Below are 18,164 nucleotides of genomic sequence, written 5' to 3'. Positions count from 1 at the left end.
CGAGCCCCTCGAGCACATCGACCGCCGCCGTCCCATACAACCTGTCATCGTCTTCAGTTCCAGCAGGCATAGCGCCCTCCCGGATGACATATGCATTAAATATTTACGACGAATTCTCAGAAGGCAACATAAATGTATATCTATATTTTACGTTGAATTTGGAAATATATTCTGCTTCCTGTTTGGGTCAAAAATGGAAACATTCGTCATGCGATGAATGCGAACGCCGGACGACGCTGGGAGGCCACGGGGGCGCCGGTCATCAGCGTCGCGGGTGTAACTCTGTTGCCGACAGGGCCGAATGGCGCAGCGGCGCTCGGCGGCGCCGGGACGGACCGCGCGGCTTGAAACGTCGATACACGCAGCCATGACCGACCGGTGCGCAGCGTCGGTGACAGAACCCGGCGGAGCAGCGGCGCATGTCGGCGAGGTCGGATCCGCGGTCTGGCTAGACTAGATCCGAGGCGGACGCGGGCCGGCCGGATCATCCGCGCCGCGGAAGAGAGGTCCATGGGAGTAAGGCCGGTCACGGCCGCATTGCCGGCGCACCGAAGCGGGCAGCGACGGCGATGCCGTGGCAACGCGATACGGCCAGCCCGAGAGCACGGCCATCCAGGTGCAAGGGGGAGAGCCCCGCCGTGTGCTTAGCCAAAATTCGCATAAGGAAGATTATGGAACCAAAATCGCGACATTCGAGCACTCAGGCTTGCGGTGGCTTGCGGTATGACCCCGGCCTCCGGCCTGACCCTTGCCGCTTTGCACCTGGCGGAGACTGACGCCGGCCCTTTGCCTTCTGCCAGAGTTCCGGCCCGGGCGCCGAGCTGAGGACTGGCCGCGGGATCGCAATGAGCGACACGGCTCATCACCATTTTTTCCGTTAGGTTGAAAGTCCATCTCATTGCGGCACGGTGTCCGAGGGCTAGGAGTTGGCTAAAGCAGAGGCATGCGGCAGCACTGCCGTCAGGAATATCAGGGAGGTAGCGAGCGATGGTCGGTTCCGGCGTGTCGGCAAATGGATATGTCGCCTGTGGCAAGCTGAAGGTCGCCGCACCGCTCCATGCCTTCATTACTGAGGAAGCGCTGCCTGGCACCGGGATCGCGCCCGATGCATTCTGGCAGCGTCTCGAGGCGATCATCGCCACCTTCGCGCCGCAGAACCGCGCGCTTCTGGCCAAGCGCGACGCGCTGCAGGCACAGATCGACGAATGGCACCGCAGCCGCGCTGGCCGCCCACACGATGCGGAAGCCTACGAGCGCTTTCTCAGGAAAATTTGCTATATCGTTGATGATATAGGCGATTTCCGCGTCGGAACGACCAATGTCGACCCCGAGATCGCCACCATCGCGGGGCCGCAGCTCGTCGTGCCGGTGATGAACGCGCGCTATGCGCTGAACGCCGCCAACGCCCGTTGGGGCAGCCTCTACGACGCGCTCTACGGCACCGATGCGCTGGACGGCAAGCGGCCGTCGCCGGGCCCCTATGACCCGGCGCGCGGCGCCGAGGTCATTGCCTTCGGCCGGCGTATGCTGGACCAGCACGTGCCGCTCGCTTCCGGCTCGCATGCCGATGCCGTGCGCTACGCGGTGGATGGCGCGGCCCTCACGGTGCAGCTCGCGGACGGCAACGTCACAGGCCTCAAGGATGCGGCGCAGCTCGCCGGCTTCGCGGGCAACGGCGATGCGCCGGAGGCGCTCGTCTTCCTCAAGCACGGCCTCCACGTCATCGTGCATTTCAACCGCAACCATCCCATCGGCGGCAGCGACAAGGCCGGCATCAGCGACATCGAGCTGGAGGCCGCGCTGACGACCATCATGGACTGTGAGGATTCGGTCGCGGCTGTGGATGCGGAGGACAAGGTCGTCGTCTACCGCAACTGGCTCGGCCTGATGCGGGGCGACCTCGTCGAGACCTTCGAGAAGAACGGGCGCACGGTGACGCGCCGCCTGGCTGCAGACCGCGTCTACAGGCGCCCCGGCGGCGGCGAGCTGCGCCTCAAGGGGCGCAGCCTCATGCTCGTGCGCAACGTCGGCCACCTCATGACGACCGATGCTGTGCTGGACGAGAACGGCAACGAGATCCCCGAAGGCATCCTCGACGGCATGGTGACGGCGGCCATCGCCCTCCACGACATCGGCCCCTCGGGCCGCCGCGCCAATTCCGCCACGGGTCAGATGTACATCGTCAAGCCCAAGATGCACGGCCCTGAGGAAGTGGCTTTCGCTGATGCACTTTTCGCCGCCATCGAGGATGCCCTGGCCCTTCCGCGCAACACGCTCAAGATGGGCGTGATGGACGAGGAGCGCCGCACGAGCGTCAATCTCAAGGCATCTATCCGCGCCGCCAAGGACCGCATCTGCTTCATCAACACGGGCTTCCTCGACCGCACGGGCGACGAGATCCATACGTCGATGGAAGCGGGCCCGATGATCCGCAAGGCCGACATGAAGGCCTCAACGTGGATCAAGGCCTACGAGGACGGCAACGTCGACACCGGCCTGGCCACGGGCCTCGACGGCCGCGGGCAGATCGGCAAGGGCATGTGGGCCATGCCCGACCTGATGCATGCCATGCTCGAGCAGAAGCTCGGCCATCCGCTCGCCGGGGCGAGCACTGCCTGGGTGCCCTCACCCACGGCCGCGACGCTGCACACCTTGCACTATCTGGCGGTTGACGTGGCGGCCCGCCAGGCAGAGATCCGCAAGCGGGCGCCAGCGCAGCGTGCCGACCTGCTGACCCTGCCGCTGGCCGACCGCGTGAACTGGTCGGCGGCGGAGATTGCCGAGGAGGTCGACACCAACGTCCAGAGCCTTCTCGGCTACGTGGTGCGCTGGGTCGACCAGGGCATCGGCTGCTCCAAGGTGCCGGACATCCACGATGTCGCCCTGATGGAGGATCGCGCCACGCTGCGCATCTCGGCCCAGCATCTCGCCAACTGGCTGCGCCACGGCATCGTCTCGCGCGATCAGGTGATGGGGGCGCTGAAGCGGCTCGCCGCCGTGGTCGACCGGCAGAACGCCGGCGACCCGAACTATCGCCCCATGGCGCCCGATTTCGACAATTCGCTCGCCTTCCAGGCGGCCTGCGCCCTCATCTTCGAGGGCACGCGGCAGCCGAACGGATACACCGAGCCCCTGCTCCACCGGTTCCGCCGCCTGCGCAAGGAGAAGGACCGGGCCGCCACCTGAGCAGCCTGCGCCCCGTTGCCTGCCCCGCACCGCCGGGCCACTGGAACCGCAAGGCGGTGGCCGGCGTTGCTTTGATATGCCTCAGACACATGTGGCACGAGGCCAGAGCGAGGAGCCGGGCATGGACGATCCGCACAAGTCCCGCAGCGAGCGGGAGCGCGAGAAAGCCGAGAAGAAGCAGCATCAGGACGAGGTGCTCGACGAGGAGCTGGAGGATTCCTTCCCCGCCAGCGATCCCCCGTCGCAGACGCAGCCTGCACCCAAGCGGAAAAAGAAGAATAACAACAACTGATTATCGGCCGATCTTAATCGGAAGCCGTAATCGTCATCCCGTCATAGGCCGGCTCCACGTGGGGCGGCACCTGACGGCGCAGGGTGGCATAGTCAAGGTCGGTGTGCAGGTTGGTGAGCACGGCCCGTTGTGGGGCCACCTCCTCGATCAGCGCCAGGGCCTGCTCGAGGTTGAAGTGGCTCGGGTGCCGCGTGTAGCGCAGTGCGTCGACAATCAGCACTTCGAGGCCGTACAGCACCGCCTTCGCTTCGTCGGGCATGAGGCTGACGTCGCTCGCATACGCCAGCTTGCCAAAGCGGAAGCCAAGCGCGTCGATGTTCCCGTGCACCATGCGGAAGGGCAAGGCGGACACCGTGCCGCCTGGTCCTTCAATGTGCACCTCCTGCCCGCTTGTGAGACGGTGCTCGACGAGGATCGGTGGATAGTCGCTGCCGGGCGGCGTAACGAAACAATAGTCGAAGCGGGTGCGCACCTTCTCGCTGGTGCGCTCGTCCAGATAGACGTCGATGCAGCGGCGCATCGTCAGCACCAGCGGGCGAAGGTCATCGATCCCGTGCGTGTGGTCGGCGTGCTCGTGCGTGAAGAGGACAGCGTCGAGATGGCGGACGTTGGCGTCGAGCAGCTGTTCGCGCAGATCGGGCGACGTGTCGACCAGGACCGTCGTCGCCGCCTCTCCCCGACCCTTCTTTTCGACGAGGATCGAGCAGCGGCGGCGTCGGTTGCGCGGCTCCGCCGGGTCGCAGGCGCCCCACCCCATTCCGACGCGTGGCACCCCGCCGGAGGACCCGCAACCGAGGATGGTCACGGTCAGCGTCATGCGGCGGCGTCTCCCGCGCCTTGGCCGAGCTGCGCCTTGGTGAAGAGGCGGCGGAAATTGCCGGTGGTGATCGCCGCCATCTCGGCCGGTGTCACCCCGTGCAGTTCAGCAAGAACCTTGGCCGTATGGACGACGAAGGCGGGCTCGTTGCGCTTGCCGCGGTTGGGAACGGGCGCGAGATAGGGCGCGTCCGTCTCGACGAGCAGCCGCTCGCGCGGCACCTGTGCGGCGATGTCGCGCAGCTCCTGCGAGCTCTTGAAGGTCAGGATGCCCGAGAAGGAGATGTAGAGCCCCAGCTCCACTCCGACGCGCGCCAGCTCCGGCCCCGACGAGAAGCAGTGCAGCACGGCCCGAAAGGCGCCCTTGCCCATCTCGTCCCGCAGAATGGCGATCATGTCCTCGTCGGCCGCCCGCGCATGGATGACAAGCGGCAGGCCCGTCTCCCGCGCCGCCGCGATATGGGTGCGGAACACGGCCTTCTGCACGTCGCGCGGGCTGCGGTCGTAGTGATAGTCGAGCCCCGCCTCGCCAATACCGATGCAGCGCGGGTGGCGCGAGAGTGCCACGAGCTCATCCGCCGTGACGTCCGGCTCCTCACCCGCATTGTGCGGATGGGTGCCCACTGTGCAAGAGACGCCTTCGAAGCGCTCGGCCAGCGCGGCATAGGTGGCGAACTGCCTGACGCGCGTCGAGATGGTGACGAGATGGCCCACGCCGGCCGCGCGCGCGCGCGCCACGACGGCGTCGAGCTCGCTGGCGAAATCGGGGAAGTCGAGGTGGCAGTGACTGTCGACCAGCATCAGGCCTTGGTCTCCTGCTGCTCCTCCTCCACGAAGCGCGGAAAGATGGGGGCCGGGGCCGGCAGGGCCGTGCCGGGAACGAGGCGCCCGGCGGGGCCGAGCGAGTCGAAGCGCCGCTTGTCCTCCGCAACGGACAGGAGATCGAGCAGGCGCCCCGCCGCCGCCGGCGTCACCGGCTGGGCGAGGATGGCGACGTTGCGCAGCACCTCCGCCGTCACGTACAGCACCGTCGCCATACGTGCCGGGTCCGTCTTGCGCAGGGCCCAGGGCTCCTGCCCGGCGAAATAGCGGTTCGCCTCACCCACCACCGCCCAGACATCAGCCAGCACGGTGTGCAGGGCAAAGTTCTGCATGGCCGCCCGCGCCTTGGCGAGGAGGCCGTCCGCCGCCGCGAGCAGGGCCTCGTCGGCCGCGGTGAAGGGGCCGGGCTCGGGCACCTTGCCGTCGCAGTTCTTGGCGATCATCGACAGCGAGCGCTGGGCGAGGTTGCCGAGGTCATTGGCGAGATCCGCGTTTATGCGGTTGACGATGGCCTCGTGGCTATAGTTGCCATCCTGGCCGAACGGCACCTCGCGCAGGAAGAAGTAGCGCAGCTGGTCCACGCCGTAGGTCCGGGCCAACGCGAACGGGTCGATGACGTTGCCGACCGACTTCGACATCTTCTCGCCCCGGTTGAACAGGAAGCCGTGGCCGAAGACACGCTTCGGCACCGGCAGCCCGGCGGACATCAGGAAGGCGGGCCAGTAGACCGCGTGGAAGCGCACGATGTCCTTGCCGATGATGTGCACGTCCGCCGGCCAGTAGCGCCACCGCGGCGATTGCGTGTCGGGATAGCCGAGGCCTGTGAGGTAGTTAGTGAGCGCATCGACCCACACGTACATCACGTGGCCCGGCGCGTCCGGCACCGGCACGCCCCAGGTCAGCGTGGTGCGCGAGATCGAGAGATCCTGCAGCCCGCCCTTGACGAAGCTGATCACCTCGTTGCGCCGACCTTCCGGGCCGATGAAGTCCGGGTTGCTCTCGTAGAGCTCCAGCAGCCGGTCCTGATAGGCCGAGAGGCGGAAGAAATAGGTCTGCTCCTCCGTCCACTCCACCGGCGTGCCCTGCGGGCCCAGACGCACGCCGTCAGCGTTCAGCGTTGTCTCGCTCTCGTCGTAGAAGGCCTCGTCGCGGACCGAGTACCAGCCGGCATAGGTGCCGAGATAGATGTCCCCGACCTCGACCATGCGCTTCCACAGCGCCTGGGAGGCAGCGTAATGGGCGGGCTCCGTCGTGCGGATGAAGCGGTCGCGCGACACGGCGAGCGCATCGCACATCTCCTGGAAGAGCGCCGTGTTGCGGTCGGACAGCTCGCGCGGGCTGATGCCTTCCTTCGCCGCCGTCTGCGTCATCTTCAGGCCATGCTCGTCGACGCCCGTCATGAAGAAGACGTCATAGCCGTCGAGCCGCTTGAAGCGCGCGATGGCGTCCGCCACCACCGCCTCGTAGGCGTGGCCGATGTGCGGGGCGCCATTGGGATAGGAGATGGCGGTCGTGATGTAGAAGGTCTCGGGATGGCCCATGCCCAACCGTGTCCGAATCTCGCTGGCTCAGGCGGCTTCACCGTGGCGCAGCGCGCCGGCCAGGTCGTTGAAAATAGACAGAACCAAAGGGCGGCGGTCGAGATTGAGCACTTGCGCTTCGCGCGCCGCACCGCGGCTCTTCTCCCACACCTCGACCAAGGGCGCAAGGCGAGCCGCACCCTCTGCCGTCCGTTCATGAATGGTCTTGGTGACGAACATGTCGATCGTCGCCATGAGGGCCGCGAACGCCTCCTCCCCGTCCCTGCCCGCAGTAAGCTCGGCGAGTGCGAGCACCTCGCGCAGGTCGACGGCCGGCAGGCGGACGAGCATGCCCTGCACCCGCTCGACGAGCGCGATGCGTTCCTCGTCCAGCAGCTCCAGCGCGCCCTGCACGGAGCCCTGCGCCAGGGCCGCGGCACGCGCCCTCAGGGCGGGGTCGATCGCATCCCAGGGCGGGCCGAGCCCCTGCATCACCCTCTCGATGTCGCCCGGCGTGAGCTCTCCCAGCGTGAGCTTGCGGCAGCGGGAGCGGATCGTGGCCAGAACGCGGCCGGGGCTGTGCGAGACGATGAGGAAGATGGAGCGCGGCGGCGGCTCTTCCACCACTTTCAGCAGGGCGTTTGCGCTGGCGACGTTGAGGTCCTCGGCGCTGTCGACGATGCAGACGCGATAGCCGCCCGCCCCGGCCGTGGAGCCGAAGACGGCAAGGGCCCGCCGCACGGAATCGATGGCGATGACACTCGAGGGGCCCTTCTTGTCCGTGCCCGGCGTGCGCCGCAGGACGACAAGGTCGGGATGCGAGAGAGCGGCCACCTTGCGGGCGACGAGATGGTCCGGCGCGACGGTGAGATCCCGCACGTCCGGCGCGGCGGCAGGGTCGGGATAGGCGAGCAGGAAACGCGCCACCCGGTAGGCAAAGGTGGCCTTGCCGATGCCGCGCGGCCCGCCGATGAGCCAGGCATGGTGCAGGCGCCCTGCCCGCCAGGCATCGAGGAAGGAGCGCTCCGCCTCCTCGTGGCCCACGAGATCGAAGCGCTCGCGCGGATGAGGGGCGAGGCCGTAGCGATCGGCCTCCATCTCCTGCGCGGAAACCGGCTCACGCGCCATCGGCGGACTCCTGCGTCGTTGTTCCGAGCAAACGGGCCTCGACCTCGGCCCAGATGTCGGCGGCGACGGTATCGGCGTCGCGGCTGGCGTCGATGACCACGCAGCGCGCCGGCTCCTCCCTGGCAATGGTGAGGAAGGCCGTGCGAAGCGCCCGGTGGAAGCTGATGTCCTCTGCCTCGAAACGGTCCGTCGCCTCGCTGCGGGCCTGCCGGCGCGCGCCTGCGCGGGCGAGCCCCACCTCGGGTGGCAGGTCGAGGATGAAGGTCAGGTCCGGGCGCGTGGGGCCGACGACAACTTGCTCGAGACGGTTGAGGAAGACCGGGTCGAGATCACCGAGCGCGCCCTGATAGGCACGGGTGGAATCGCTGAAGCGGTCGCACAGCACCCACTGGCCGCGTGCCAGCGCCGGGCGGATTGTCGTCTCGAGATGGTCGTTGCGGGCCGCCGAGAAGAGGATGGCCTCGGCCGCCGGCCCGAGCGCCTTGGCCTTGCCGGCGAGCAAAAAGTTGCGGATGCGCTCGGCGCGCGGCGCACCGCCGGGCTCGCGCGTCGCAATGACGTCGATCCCGCGCTGCGAAAGGCGGGCGCGCAGGAACTCCACCTGGGTGGACTTGCCTGCCCCCTCGCCGCCCTCGAAGGTGACGAACCGGCCCCGCGACGGCGCTTTTTCCGGCAAGACGGCCTCTTACAATAGCTTGCTCAACGCATCGCGGATGGCGCCGGTACCGAGCTCAAACAGCGCGTCGAAGGCGCGTTGCGAAAGGCTGCCCGACTCCACCGCCTCGTCTGTGTATAGCGGCAGGACGAGCGCGTCGACCTCGTCGCGCGTGACCCGCAGCTCGGCAACCTGCGTCCCTGCCGCGACCGGCGCCTTCAGCGGACCGCGGTAGACCACCTTCACGTCGAGACGGTCGCTCGCGCCGCGCGGCACCAGCACGCGCACCGGCTCCCTGGCGACGAGCGGCACCCGCCCCCGGGCGCCGCCATAGACCTGCGCCTCGCTGATGACCTCGCCAGCCTTGAAGATCTCGCGTGTCTCGAAATTGTTGAAGCCCCACTCGAGCAGCTTGCGTCCCTCGTTGGCCCGGTCACGCGCGTTGCGCAGGCCGTTGAGCACGACGACGAGCCGCCGACCGTCGCGCACGGCCGAGCCGACGAGGCCATAGCCGGATTCCGGCAGATTGCCCGTCTTCAGCCCGTCGGCACCAATCTCCATCGCCAGCAGCGGATTGCGGTTCTGCTGGCGGATCTTGTTCCAGGTGAACTCGCGCTCGCCGAAGATGGGATAGAGGTCCGGGAAGTTCTCGATGAGATATAGCGAAAGCACGGCAAGGTCGCGGGCTGTCGTGCGCTGTTCCGGATCGGAATAGCCCGTGGCGTTGCGGAAGGTGCTGCTACGCAGGCCGATTGCCTTCGCCCGTTCGTTCATGAGCCGGGCGAAGTTCTCCTCGGTGCCCGCGATGCCCTCGGCCAGGGCGATGGCCGCATCGTTGCCTGACTGGACGATGAGCCCGCGCAGAAGGTCCGCGACGGAAACGCGGCTGTTCACGACGGCGAACATGGTGGAGCCGCCGGAGGGCGCGCCGCCGCGCCGCCAGGCGTTCTCGGAGATGACGAAAGTGTCGTCGAGCGACAGGCGCCCCCCCTTGATCTCCTCGAAGACCACGGCCGCCGTCATGAGCTTGGCGAGGCTGGCCGGGATCATTGGCGCGTCGGGCGCCTTCGCATAGAGGACGCCGCGCGTTTGCGCATCCATCAGGATGGCGAATTCCGCCGATGTCTGAAATGTCTGCGCCCTCGCCGCCCCTGCAGCCGCGGCGAGCCAGGCCAGCACGAGCAAACCCGACAACAGCAGCCTGCGAACGAACCGGCTGCTCCCTGCAACGGACGAGATAACCGACATCGCTCCCCCATGTGGAGGGGGAATGTGTGGTGTCGCGGCGGCAAAATCAACGTTCGCCGCGGCGGATCGCTAGTTGGCGGCCCCCTCGCGGAACGAGACGAAACGCTGCTCCTTCACAAGCGAGAAGGGCGCCCTGCTGCCGAAGCGGGCATTCGCGTCCTGCGGCGCCGCATAGAACAGGCTCGCGACGACGGGTTTGCCGGCAGTCCTGGAAACGGGCGGCACAGCCACGGCGACGGGCACGCCGGCGTTCGGGATCGTGCTGAGGTCGAGCAGGTCGTCGATGGAGGCGACCTCCGCCCGCTGCAGATGCGTGGTCGGGGCAGGCGCCGGTGCCGCCTCGGCGACAGCAACGCTGGGCTGCCCGAAATCCGGACGCGGCACAGGCAGCGGCACGGTGACGATCCGCTCTGCAGCGGAAGCAGATGCCGGCGCAGGCTGGGGCGCGGTCGCCGCAGACGCCATGATGACCGGAGCGGAGGAAGGCATCGCCTCCGCTTCGCCCGACCGGGCCGGGGTGGGCTCAGCCGAGGCCACCATGACCGGCGCTGCAGCAGGCGCGACAAGCGTCGCCGGCACGCCGCCGGCCGGCCGGCCGTCGATCTGCAACGTGGCGAGGAGCTTGCGGTCATCGCTGCCGCGCAGCGAGGCCCGACCGAGGTATTCGACCTTCACCTTCGCCGTGCCGGCACGGCGGAAGTCAAGCGCCTCCGCCACCCTCCGCGACACGTCGATGATACGGCCGCCGTGGAACGGGCCGCGGTCGTTGACGCGCACCACCATCGAGCGGTTGTTGGCGAGGTTGGTGACGCGCACGTAGCTCGGCAGCGGCAGCGTCGGATGGGCTGCGGCGATCGAGTGCTTGTCGAACACCTCGCCGTTCGCCGTCAGGCGCCCGTGGAAGTCGGCCCCGTACCAGGAGGCCGTGCCGATGGCGGTGTATTTCTCGTTGAGATGCGGAACATAGGTCTTGCCCGCCACCTTGTAGGGCTTGCCGATATGGTGGCGTCCACCGCCCTTGGGGATCGGCTTGCCGTCGGCAACGACCTTCGGGCTCGGAGCGACGCCATACTTCGGGTCGATCTTGGCGGAGCCGACCTTCTGCGAGCCGCTGCTGCAATTAGCGAGGCCGAGGGCGAGAAGAACGACTCCGGCGCCCTGCAGGGCGAAGCGGAGAGGCGAGCGACCTTCAACGGCGACTTCAGAAGCAGATACCGATGGGATGGATGGGGAAACCTTCGCTTTGACGGCACAAAGCCCAGTCGTCGCACGATCCATCTGCTGCATCGGCTCGTTCCGTTCTTGCCTGTCGATGGCTGCAAGCTACCGTCGGAAGGGCGCGATCGCTGCGCCTGACCTTGGACTTGTCATCACCACCGAAGTGTCGTTGGGTTCCGATGAATGGAGCGTTAAGGCCTCACTTCCCACAAAGCAAGCCTGCAATGTGACAGTTGCAACCGACGCCCGGCCGCGAAACGAGCCTTCCGATTGCGACGAAATTGCGGCGCTATTGCCCTATTATGGCCGTCAGTGCCGCGCGCGCTCGTCGCAGGCCCGCAGCCGGCCGCAACGCGGTCGTCCTGGGAGGTCAGCCAACCTTTAGCCGGACACGGCAGACCAGGAGGCGCCATGCAGACCATCTCCACCATCGCAGAGCTCGAGGGGATCTATGGACAGCCCGGCGAGACGGCGCGCGTCAAGGTGACGGACCACGTGACGCCCCACTATGCCTCCTTCATCGAGGCATCGCCCTTCGTCGCCCTCGCGACGGTCGGACCGGAGGGGCTCGACTGCTCGCCACGCGGCGACGGCCGCAGTTTTGTGCGCATCCACGACGCGCGCACGCTGATGATGCCCGACAGGCAGGGCAACAACAGGATCGATTCCCTGCGCAACATCGTGCGCGACCCGCGCGTGGCGCTGCTCTTCCTCATTCCCGGCTCGGGCAACACGCTGCGCATCAACGGCCATGCCAGGCTGACCGCGGATGAGACCCTGCGCGCCTCCTTTGCCGTTGAGGGAAAACTGCCGCGGACGGTGATCGTGATCGAGGTGCACGAAGTCTACTTCCAGTGCGCCCGCGCCATCATCCGTTCCCGGCTCTGGGACCCGTCGAGCCACGTGGCGCCCGCTGCGCTGCCGACGCCGGGCACAATCCTCGCAGCCCTGTCGCAGAACCGCGTCGGCGGCGAGGACTACGACCGCGCCTGGCCCGAGCGGGCAAGGCAATCAATGTGGTGAGGCGCCTCACACGGCGATGCCGTGCAGGTCATAGGCGTCGGAACTCTCGATCTTCACGGTGACGATGTCGCCGACACGCAGCGGGCGGCGCGAGGACACGTAGACGTTGCCGTCGATCTCCGGCGCATCCCACTTGGACCGCCCCTTGGCAACGGACGGCCCCGCCTCGTCGATGATGACCGGGATGCGGCGGCCGACACGGGTCTTGAGACGCTGGGCGCTGACCTTGGCCTGCGTCTGCATGAAGCGGTGCCAGCGCTCCTCCTTCACCTCGTCGGGCACCGCCGGGGCGATGTCGTTGGCTGGCGCGCCCTTCACCGGCTCGTAGCGGAAGCAGCCGACACGGTCGAGCTTCGCCTCCTGCAGCCACTGGAGCAGGAACTCGAAATCCTCCTCCGTCTCGCCGGGGAAGCCGACGATGAAGGTGGAGCGGATGGCGAGGTCGGGGCACTCCTCGCGCCAGCGTCGGATGCGCTCGAGCGTCTTTTCCTGATGCGCGGGGCGCCGCATGTTGCGCAGCACGGATGGCGCCGCGTGCTGGAAGGGAATGTCGAGGTAGGGCAGCACCTTGCCCTCCGCCATGAGCCCAATGACTTCGTCCACGTGCGGATAGGGATAGACGTAGTGCAACCGCACCCAGACGCCGAGCTCGCCGAGGGCTGCCGAAAGGTCGAGAAAACGCGCCCTCACCTCGCGGCCGGCATAGGTGCTCGTCGCATACTTCAGGTCGAGGCCGTAGGCGCTCGTGTCCTGCGAGATGACGAGCAGCTCCTTCACGCCGGCCTTCACCAGCCGCTCGGCCTCGCGCAGCACATCCGCCGCCGGACGGCTGACGAGATTGCCGCGCAGCTTCGGGATGATGCAGAAAGTGCAGCGGTTGTTGCAGCCTTCGGAAATCTTCAGATAGGCGTAGTGCCGCGGTGTGAACTTGATGCCCTGTTCGGGCACCAGATCGATGAAGGGGTCGTGCGCCGGCGGCACGGCCTGGTGCACGGCTTCGACCACCGTCTCGTACTGCTGCGGCCCCGTGATGGCGAGAACGTCCGGGAACTGCTCGCGGATCTGGCCCGGCTCCGCCCCCATACAGCCCGTAACGATGACCTTGCCGTTCTTGGCCATGGCTTCGCCAATGGCGCTGAGCGACTCCGCCTTGGCGGAATCAAGAAAGCCGCAGGTGTTGACGATGACGACGTCCGCACCCTCGTGGGTCTTGGTCAGCTCATAGCCTTCAGCCCTCAGGCGCGTGACGATGCGCTCGGAATCGACGAGCGCCTTCGGACAGCCGAGGGAAACAAAACTGATCTTGGGAGCGTGCTCGCCCATGCCTGTCGCCACCGCTTGCGCGCCGGCATCGCGACAGGTGTCGCGGACGACGCATCACGTTCTCGCTGATGATCGCAATCGGATCGTGGCCGGGCCTTCGCCAGCATCTGGAACCGCTCCAGCCTGGATCCGGCGCTTCGATTGGCACGGAAAGGGCGCGGACGCAACGGTCTTGATGCGGCACAGGATCACAAGAAAAGCCCGGCAGCACCTTGTTACTGCCGGGCTCAAGGCTTTCGGGAGGAGCCAGCCGAGACCGCATGAGGAAGACAACCCCAGCTGCACTGAAACAGCCAGCCAGACGAAGGCTTCACCATCCAAAATATCGATAGCAGATTCGCACGGAAAATGCCTCATGAAAATGTCTTATACGAAAAGACTGCGTTTCGCGTGCCGGCATGCACTGCGCGGCCAACGAAAATAGATGCAATTTTATTCTTTTTTGCGCTGCTACGACGCCCAGTTGTGCTGGAAATCCGCATAGAGCGTCAGGCCGCCGCAGGCAAAGATCGTCTGGCCGGTGATGTAGCGGGCCTCGTCCGAAGCGAGGAAGGCGAAGACGGGCGCCATGTCGTCCGCCTCCGCGGCAAAGCCCATGGGAATATGGCTTTCGACCACCGCGCGCGCCGCCGGATCCTCGACCCAGCTCTTGTTCAGCTCCGTCGCCGTGGCCCCAGGCCCGACGGCGTTGACGCGGATGCCATGGGCCGCGAATTCCAGCGCCAGCGTCCGCGTCAGGTTGGCGAGGCCACCCTTGCTGATCGAATAGGCGAGAAAGCCCGGCTTGGGGATGATCTCGTGCACGCTCGTCGTGTTGATGATCGCCCCGGGCGCCCGGCGTGCCAGCAAGTGCCGCGCGACGGCGCGGGCGCAGTTGGCCGCGCCGACGAGATTGACCGCGAGGATGCGAGACAGGACCGCATCGTCGAACGAGTCGCCTGGCGTCGGCGCCTGGATGCCGGCGTTGTTGACCAGGATGTCGACATGCCCCCAGGCGGAGACCGCCTCCTCGACCATGGCCTCGACCGCCCTCGGCACGGAGACGTCCGCGGCAAGCGCCAGGTGCGGACGCTCGCCGTGGCCAGCCTCTGCGGCCGCCGCCCTCACCGCGGCGAGCGCCGCCGCCATCGTCCCGGCATCGGCGAGGTCGTTGATGGCGACTGTCGCGCCCTCGGCGGCGAAGCGACGCGCGACGGCAAGGCCTATGCCGCGCGCCCCGCCCGTGACGATCGCGGCGCGCCCTTCGAGGCGTTGCGAATTAAGGGCGTGGAAGGTCATGGCATCGGTCCCGGGTCAGGGTGTGCCGGCCTCGCCCGGCCGGGTTGCGCCCCTTGTGTTGAGATAGACCGCGTAGAGCGAGGTCGTCGCGCAGATGAACAGGCGGTTGCGTTTGGGGCCGCCGAAACAGACGTTGGCGACCACCTCCGGCACGCGGATCTTGCCCAAGAGCACGCCGTCGGGATCGAAGCAGTGCACGCCATCGCCGGCGCTCGTCCAGATGTTGCCGTGCACGTCGACGCGCAGACCGTCAAAGAGGCCGTAGCTGCACGTGGCGAAAACCTCACCGCCCTCGAGACGCCCGTCCGCGCCGACCCTGAAGCGGCGGATGTGGCGCGGCCCGTTCTCGACATGGGTGGCGCCAGTGTCGACCACGTAGAGCAGCTTCTCGTCCGGCGAGAAAGCGAGGCCGTTGGGCTTGACGAAATCGGTCGCCACGGCGGCGAGGGAGCCGTCCGCCGGGTTGAAGCGGTAGACGTAGGAGGCCCCGATCTCGGACGGCGCCGCATCACCCTCGTAGTCGGAATCGATGCCGTAGGTCGGGTCCGTGAACCAGATGGTGCCGTCAGACTTCACGACGACATCGTTGGGCGAGTTGAGCCGCTTGCCCTCGAAACGGTCCACCAGCACCCGCACGGTGCCGTCATGCTCCGTGCGCGAGATGCAGCGCCCCTGATGCTCGCAGGAGACGAGGCGCCCTTCCCTGTCCACCGTGTGGCCGTTGGTGTTGCGCGCAGGCTGGCGGAAGACGGAGACAGACCCGTCCGTTTCGTCCCAGCGCAGGATGCGGTTGTTGGGGATGTCCGACCAGACGAGATAGCGCCCGGCCGGAAAATACGCCGGCCCCTCGGCCCAGCGGCACCCAGTGTAGAGCTTTTCGAGATGGACATTGCCGAGGACAAGGCGCGTGAAGCGCGGATCGATCACCTCGAAATCATTGCTCAGCATGGGCATTCTCTCCCGGATCGCCATTGTTCTTGGGAAGGCGCCCGGGCCGCCGTCAAACTGCGACGATCGCCGCACCGGACGCATAAGGCATGAACGAGGCGAGATTGGGAGACTTGCCGGCAGAAAGCAAGGCCGGCAGCCGCCATGCGGCGCCGGCCTGAACGGTCTGTCCGGAGGCTAGACGTCGACGATCGCCTCGAAGCCGCCGAAGATCATGCGCTTGCCGTCGAACGGCATCTGCTCGCCCATGGCGCGCATGCGCGGATCTGTCATGATCTTCTCGTTGGCGGCGTCGCGCACCGCCCGCGACGGATATTCCACCCAGCTGAAGACGACGACCTCGCCCTCCTTCGCCTGCACGGCCCGACGGAAGTCAGTGAGCCTGCCGTCAGGCACGTCATCCTCCCAGCACTCGACCATGCGGGTGGCACCAAACTCCTTGAACAGCACCGCGGCTTCCGCCGCATGCCTGCGATAGACCTCCCTGTTCTCGGCTGGCACGGCGGCAACGAACCCTTCCACATAGGGCATGACGCATCCTCCTTGCACGGGGGTGCGCAGCCTGCGCTGCGCTTCAATATTATGTTGATATCAACATAAATCAGCAGTGTCAAAGCGGGCCCCGTGAACCGGCAGGCGCAGGCGGCGCCCGGCGCGCTGCGTCAGGACGCCTGCGGCATGTCCGCCGCGCGCCTGTCGCAGCCGCCCTCCTCCACCCCGGCGCCGGCGGTTTCCTCCCACCAGTTGCCGAGCGCATCGATGAGCGGCACCAGTTTCTGCCCCGCGGGCGTAAGGTCGTACTCGACGCGCAGCGGGTAGCCCTCAAACTCCGTACGCCGGACGATGCCAGCCGCCTCCAGCTTGCGCAGTTCGAGTGCCAGCATCTTGTGCGAGATGGTGGGGTTGGCCCGGCGCAGGTCGCTGAAGCGCTTGGTGCCGTCCTTCAGGTAGTAGATGAGCAGCGTCGGCCAGCGCCCGCCGAGCACCTGCATCACCTCCTCGATGGGGCAGCGGGAGACAAGGTCCTTCATCGGCGCCTCATGGTTGCAAAAAAGTGCGTAATTTACTCGCCTCCCGCAGCAGGTAGGGTCCGGCTCGCTGCGCAGCGTGATCGCCAGAAATCACGGGAGAAAGACTTTGGAGCCGATCCTACTCTACGGCTTCCCCTCGGGAAGCTCCATGGGCCTCGTCGCGGCGCTCGAATGGCTGGGCAGACCCTACAGGCTGTGCCGCGTCGACATGCTGGGCGAAATGCGCGAGCCGTCCTACGGCCGCATCAACCCGCGCCACGAGACCCCGGTGCTGATCACGGACGCGGGCGAGCCCCTGACGGAGACCATGGCCATCGCCACCTGGCTCGAGGCGCGGGACGAGGAACGCCGCATCAGCTTCCCGCCCCTGTCGCGCGAGGCGGACCGGATGCACCAGCTCATGGCCTTCATCAACACCGGCTTCACCGGCGCCTTCTCACCTCTGTGGGCCATCCTCGAAATGGAGGATGCCGACCCGGTCGTGCAGACGACCCTGCGCGACTTCGGCCACCGCGCCGTCATCGAGCGCCACGACAAGCTGGAAGGCATGATCGGGCAGCGCCCGTTCCTCGTCGGCGAGCGGCCGAGCCTCGCGGACGCCATCCTCGTCGGCGTTGCCCGCTGGCTCGACGTCCACGAGGTCGCCGACCGCGAACGCTGGCCAAAACTCTCCGCCCTGCGCGCGCGGCTGGAAGGCGACCCCGCCGTCATCCACGCCACGAGGCTGGAGAACGGCGAGCCCTCTCCCGGCACCGGCGCTCTCCTCGGCCACGTGCCGCTTGCCGAGGTAATCGAAAGGTTCGGCAGGTAGGCCGACGCGCAGCCCGGATGGGACTGCCGGGCTGCGTTGCCCGCAACCGTGAGGAACAGGCGCGACGTCAGCACATAGTTCATCATGGTTGCGCGTGTGGAGATCCACACTCAGCCTCAAGTCCACCGAGAGATGGCGGGCCATATTACTATGGCGATGCCAAGCCCAAAGGCTGACAGCCCGCCTTCCGAGGCGCGGCTTTTCTGTTGGCCGAGAGGGGCGCTGCAATTCGATGTGGCGGATGGGGTGGGATTCGAACCCACGGTACGGTTGCCCGCACGGCGGTTTTCAAGACCGCTGCCTTAAACCACTCGGCCACCCATCCTCGCCGGCTGCCTTCTTCTGACGGCAGAGGGCGCTCTTGACAAGGGCCAAGGGCGCATCCGCGGGGGTCGATCCATGCAAGGCGCGCCGACGCACGAGCGGCCCGGCGCAGGGCGAGGCTCTCGGCATCTTCGAGGGCGATCCGCTCTACCGCGCGAGCCTCGACGGCGCGGAATACGAGGCCCTCCTCGCCGCAGCCGGCTTCCGCGTGCTCGGCCATGTGGTAGACGATCCATCCTGCGGCGGCCACACTGCCTGGCTGGCCGCGCGCGACTGAAACGGCCGAAGGCGGCAGAAAAGTCTTCAGGCGGCCCTGGAGGCCGGACGCCGGCGGAAGGCCGGACGCTTCGATGGCTCCGGCCGCAACTCGGACGGCACGATCTGCCGCCAGACGACGGGAACGGGGTCCGGCGCGAGCAGCCAGGGCTCGTCGCTGTCCCAGCACCGGCCAAAGGCGCGGCCCGCTGCCTCGGCGGCCCGGTAAAGGTGGGCCTCGTGCATCTCCTCGAGCAGCGCGACAGCGATCATGGCACCCTCCGAC

18 protein-coding genes, 1 tRNA gene and 1 pseudogene are annotated in these 18,164 nt (G+C 67.1%); 5 read left to right on the top strand and 15 right to left on the bottom strand.

Annotated features, from left to right (window positions below; all coding sequences use genetic code 11):
• Nucleotides 1-4: 4 nt before the first annotated feature.
• Nucleotides 5-70: pseudogene (locus HNQ73_RS18210) on the bottom strand (hypothetical protein); the annotation flags it as partial.
• Between the two features lie 917 nt (nt 71-987).
• On the opposite strand from HNQ73_RS18210, the gene HNQ73_RS02550 reads away from it, so the two are divergent.
• Nucleotides 988-3,186, top strand: a complete 2,199-nt coding sequence (locus HNQ73_RS02550) for a malate synthase G (RefSeq protein WP_183331902.1) — start codon at nt 988-990, stop codon at nt 3,184-3,186.
• Nucleotides 3,187-3,307: 121 nt separating this feature from the next.
• Nucleotides 3,308-3,478 carry a hypothetical protein gene (locus tag HNQ73_RS02545; RefSeq protein WP_183331900.1) on the top strand — a complete coding sequence of 57 codons (171 nt, stop codon included), beginning with the start codon at nt 3,308-3,310 and terminating at the stop codon, nt 3,476-3,478.
• Nucleotides 3,479-3,491: 13 nt separating this feature from the next.
• Here the strand turns inward: HNQ73_RS02545 and HNQ73_RS02540 are convergent, their stop codons facing one another.
• The 7 genes from HNQ73_RS02540 to HNQ73_RS02510 form a co-directional block, all read right to left on the bottom strand.
• Complete coding sequence (locus HNQ73_RS02540) at nt 3,492-4,295, bottom strand: MBL fold metallo-hydrolase (RefSeq protein ID WP_183331898.1); 804 nt, start codon at nt 4,293-4,295, stop codon at nt 3,492-3,494.
• Nucleotides 4,292-5,095, bottom strand: coding sequence for a TatD family hydrolase (locus tag HNQ73_RS02535; protein ID WP_183331896.1), 804 nt, complete (start codon nt 5,093-5,095; stop codon nt 4,292-4,294). The genes HNQ73_RS02540 and HNQ73_RS02535 overlap by 4 nt, the downstream gene beginning before the upstream one ends.
• Entirely contained in the window at nt 5,095-6,657 is a 1,563-nt protein-coding gene (gene metG / locus HNQ73_RS02530; RefSeq protein WP_183331894.1) for a methionine--tRNA ligase, read from the bottom strand. Before metG ends, HNQ73_RS02535 begins: the two co-directional genes overlap by 1 nt.
• 27 nt (nt 6,658-6,684) lie before the next feature.
• Nucleotides 6,685-7,764 (bottom strand): DNA polymerase III subunit delta', encoded by a 1,080-nt coding sequence (locus HNQ73_RS02525; RefSeq protein ID WP_183331892.1) that lies wholly within the window; start codon nt 7,762-7,764, stop codon nt 6,685-6,687.
• A complete protein-coding gene (gene tmk, locus HNQ73_RS02520; RefSeq protein WP_183331890.1) occupies nt 7,754-8,440 on the bottom strand; it encodes a dTMP kinase in 687 nt (228 codons plus the stop codon). Before tmk ends, HNQ73_RS02525 begins: the two co-directional genes overlap by 11 nt.
• A 9-nt stretch (nt 8,441-8,449) precedes the next feature.
• Nucleotides 8,450-9,667: a D-alanyl-D-alanine carboxypeptidase family protein gene (locus tag HNQ73_RS02515; RefSeq protein ID WP_183331888.1), complete on the bottom strand. Its 1,218-nt coding sequence runs from the start codon at nt 9,665-9,667 to the stop codon at nt 8,450-8,452.
• A 69-nt stretch (nt 9,668-9,736) separates the two neighbouring features.
• Nucleotides 9,737-10,954 (bottom strand): septal ring lytic transglycosylase RlpA family protein, encoded by a 1,218-nt coding sequence (locus HNQ73_RS02510; RefSeq protein WP_420868151.1) that lies wholly within the window; start codon nt 10,952-10,954, stop codon nt 9,737-9,739.
• 342 nt (nt 10,955-11,296) lie between these two features.
• Between HNQ73_RS02510 and HNQ73_RS02505 the strand changes: the two genes are divergently transcribed.
• Nucleotides 11,297-11,908 carry a pyridoxamine 5'-phosphate oxidase family protein gene (locus tag HNQ73_RS02505; RefSeq protein ID WP_183331886.1) on the top strand — a complete coding sequence of 204 codons (612 nt, stop codon included), beginning with the start codon at nt 11,297-11,299 and terminating at the stop codon, nt 11,906-11,908.
• 6 nt (nt 11,909-11,914) lie between these two features.
• Here the strand turns inward: HNQ73_RS02505 and rimO are convergent, their stop codons facing one another.
• From rimO to HNQ73_RS02480, 5 genes are all read right to left on the bottom strand, one after another.
• Nucleotides 11,915-13,231 carry a 30S ribosomal protein S12 methylthiotransferase RimO gene (gene rimO, locus HNQ73_RS02500; RefSeq protein WP_183331884.1) on the bottom strand — a complete coding sequence of 439 codons (1,317 nt, stop codon included), beginning with the start codon at nt 13,229-13,231 and terminating at the stop codon, nt 11,915-11,917.
• A 450-nt stretch (nt 13,232-13,681) separates the two neighbouring features.
• Nucleotides 13,682-14,509 (bottom strand): SDR family oxidoreductase, encoded by an 828-nt coding sequence (locus HNQ73_RS02495; protein ID WP_183331882.1) that lies wholly within the window; start codon nt 14,507-14,509, stop codon nt 13,682-13,684.
• A gap of 15 nt (nt 14,510-14,524) precedes the next feature.
• Entirely contained in the window at nt 14,525-15,457 is a 933-nt protein-coding gene (locus HNQ73_RS02490; protein WP_183331880.1) for an SMP-30/gluconolactonase/LRE family protein, read from the bottom strand.
• Between the two features lie 177 nt (nt 15,458-15,634).
• Nucleotides 15,635-15,988, bottom strand: a complete 354-nt coding sequence (locus HNQ73_RS02485; protein ID WP_183331878.1) for a DUF1428 domain-containing protein — start codon at nt 15,986-15,988, stop codon at nt 15,635-15,637.
• Nucleotides 15,989-16,119: 131 nt separating this feature from the next.
• Nucleotides 16,120-16,488: a winged helix-turn-helix transcriptional regulator gene (locus HNQ73_RS02480; RefSeq protein WP_183331876.1), complete on the bottom strand. Its 369-nt coding sequence runs from the start codon at nt 16,486-16,488 to the stop codon at nt 16,120-16,122.
• Nucleotides 16,489-16,594: 106 nt separating this feature from the next.
• Here HNQ73_RS02480 and HNQ73_RS02475 point away from each other — a divergent pair, with 106 nt between their 5' ends.
• On the top strand, nt 16,595-17,299 hold the full coding sequence (locus tag HNQ73_RS02475; RefSeq protein WP_183331874.1) for a glutathione S-transferase family protein: 705 nt from the start codon (nt 16,595-16,597) through the stop codon (nt 17,297-17,299).
• A gap of 235 nt (nt 17,300-17,534) precedes the next feature.
• Here the strand turns inward: HNQ73_RS02475 and HNQ73_RS02470 are convergent.
• Nucleotides 17,535-17,624: transfer RNA gene (locus tag HNQ73_RS02470), tRNA-Ser, on the bottom strand.
• Nucleotides 17,625-17,660: 36 nt separating this feature from the next.
• On the opposite strand from HNQ73_RS02470, the gene HNQ73_RS02465 reads away from it, so the two are divergent.
• Nucleotides 17,661-17,900 carry a hypothetical protein gene (locus HNQ73_RS02465; RefSeq protein ID WP_183331872.1) on the top strand — a complete coding sequence of 80 codons (240 nt, stop codon included), beginning with the start codon at nt 17,661-17,663 and terminating at the stop codon, nt 17,898-17,900.
• 26 nt (nt 17,901-17,926) lie between these two features.
• Here the strand turns inward: HNQ73_RS02465 and HNQ73_RS02460 are convergent, their stop codons facing one another.
• Nucleotides 17,927-18,151 (bottom strand): hypothetical protein, encoded by a 225-nt coding sequence (locus HNQ73_RS02460; RefSeq protein WP_183331870.1) that lies wholly within the window; start codon nt 18,149-18,151, stop codon nt 17,927-17,929.
• Between the last annotated feature and the right edge of the window lie 13 nt (nt 18,152-18,164).

Source organism: Chelatococcus composti (genome assembly GCF_014201415.1).
Lineage (GTDB): Bacteria > Pseudomonadota > Alphaproteobacteria > Rhizobiales > Beijerinckiaceae > Chelatococcus_A > Chelatococcus_A composti.
This window is presented reverse-complemented; position numbering and strand designations above follow the sequence as displayed.

Excerpts from the sequence above, each read along its gene's own strand:
- HNQ73_RS02485 (WP_183331878.1), bottom strand. The coding sequence starts at position 15,988 with ATGCCCTATGTGGAAGGGTTCGTTGCCGCCGTGCCAGCCGAGAACAGG.
- HNQ73_RS02515 (WP_183331888.1), bottom strand. The coding sequence starts at position 9,667 with ATGTCGGTTATCTCGTCCGTTGCAGGGAGCAGCCGGTTCGTTCGCAGG.
- HNQ73_RS02550 (WP_183331902.1), top strand. The coding sequence starts at position 988 with ATGGTCGGTTCCGGCGTGTCGGCAAATGGATATGTCGCCTGTGGCAAG.
- HNQ73_RS02510 (WP_420868151.1), bottom strand. The coding sequence starts at position 10,954 with ATGCAGCAGATGGATCGTGCGACGACTGGGCTTTGTGCCGTCAAAGCG.
- HNQ73_RS02535 (WP_183331896.1), bottom strand. The coding sequence starts at position 5,095 with ATGCTGGTCGACAGTCACTGCCACCTCGACTTCCCCGATTTCGCCAGC.
- HNQ73_RS02480 (WP_183331876.1), bottom strand. The coding sequence starts at position 16,488 with ATGAAGGACCTTGTCTCCCGCTGCCCCATCGAGGAGGTGATGCAGGTG.
- metG (WP_183331894.1), bottom strand. The coding sequence starts at position 6,657 with ATGGGCCATCCCGAGACCTTCTACATCACGACCGCCATCTCCTATCCC.
- rimO (WP_183331884.1), bottom strand. The coding sequence starts at position 13,231 with ATGGGCGAGCACGCTCCCAAGATCAGTTTTGTTTCCCTCGGCTGTCCG.
- HNQ73_RS02540 (WP_183331898.1), bottom strand. The coding sequence starts at position 4,295 with ATGACGCTGACCGTGACCATCCTCGGTTGCGGGTCCTCCGGCGGGGTG.
- HNQ73_RS02545 (WP_183331900.1), top strand. The coding sequence starts at position 3,308 with ATGGACGATCCGCACAAGTCCCGCAGCGAGCGGGAGCGCGAGAAAGCC.
- HNQ73_RS02490 (WP_183331880.1), bottom strand. The coding sequence starts at position 15,457 with ATGCTGAGCAATGATTTCGAGGTGATCGATCCGCGCTTCACGCGCCTT.
- HNQ73_RS02460 (WP_183331870.1), bottom strand. The coding sequence starts at position 18,151 with ATGATCGCTGTCGCGCTGCTCGAGGAGATGCACGAGGCCCACCTTTAC.
- HNQ73_RS02505 (WP_183331886.1), top strand. The coding sequence starts at position 11,297 with ATGCAGACCATCTCCACCATCGCAGAGCTCGAGGGGATCTATGGACAG.
- HNQ73_RS02525 (WP_183331892.1), bottom strand. The coding sequence starts at position 7,764 with ATGGCGCGTGAGCCGGTTTCCGCGCAGGAGATGGAGGCCGATCGCTAC.
- HNQ73_RS02495 (WP_183331882.1), bottom strand. The coding sequence starts at position 14,509 with ATGACCTTCCACGCCCTTAATTCGCAACGCCTCGAAGGGCGCGCCGCG.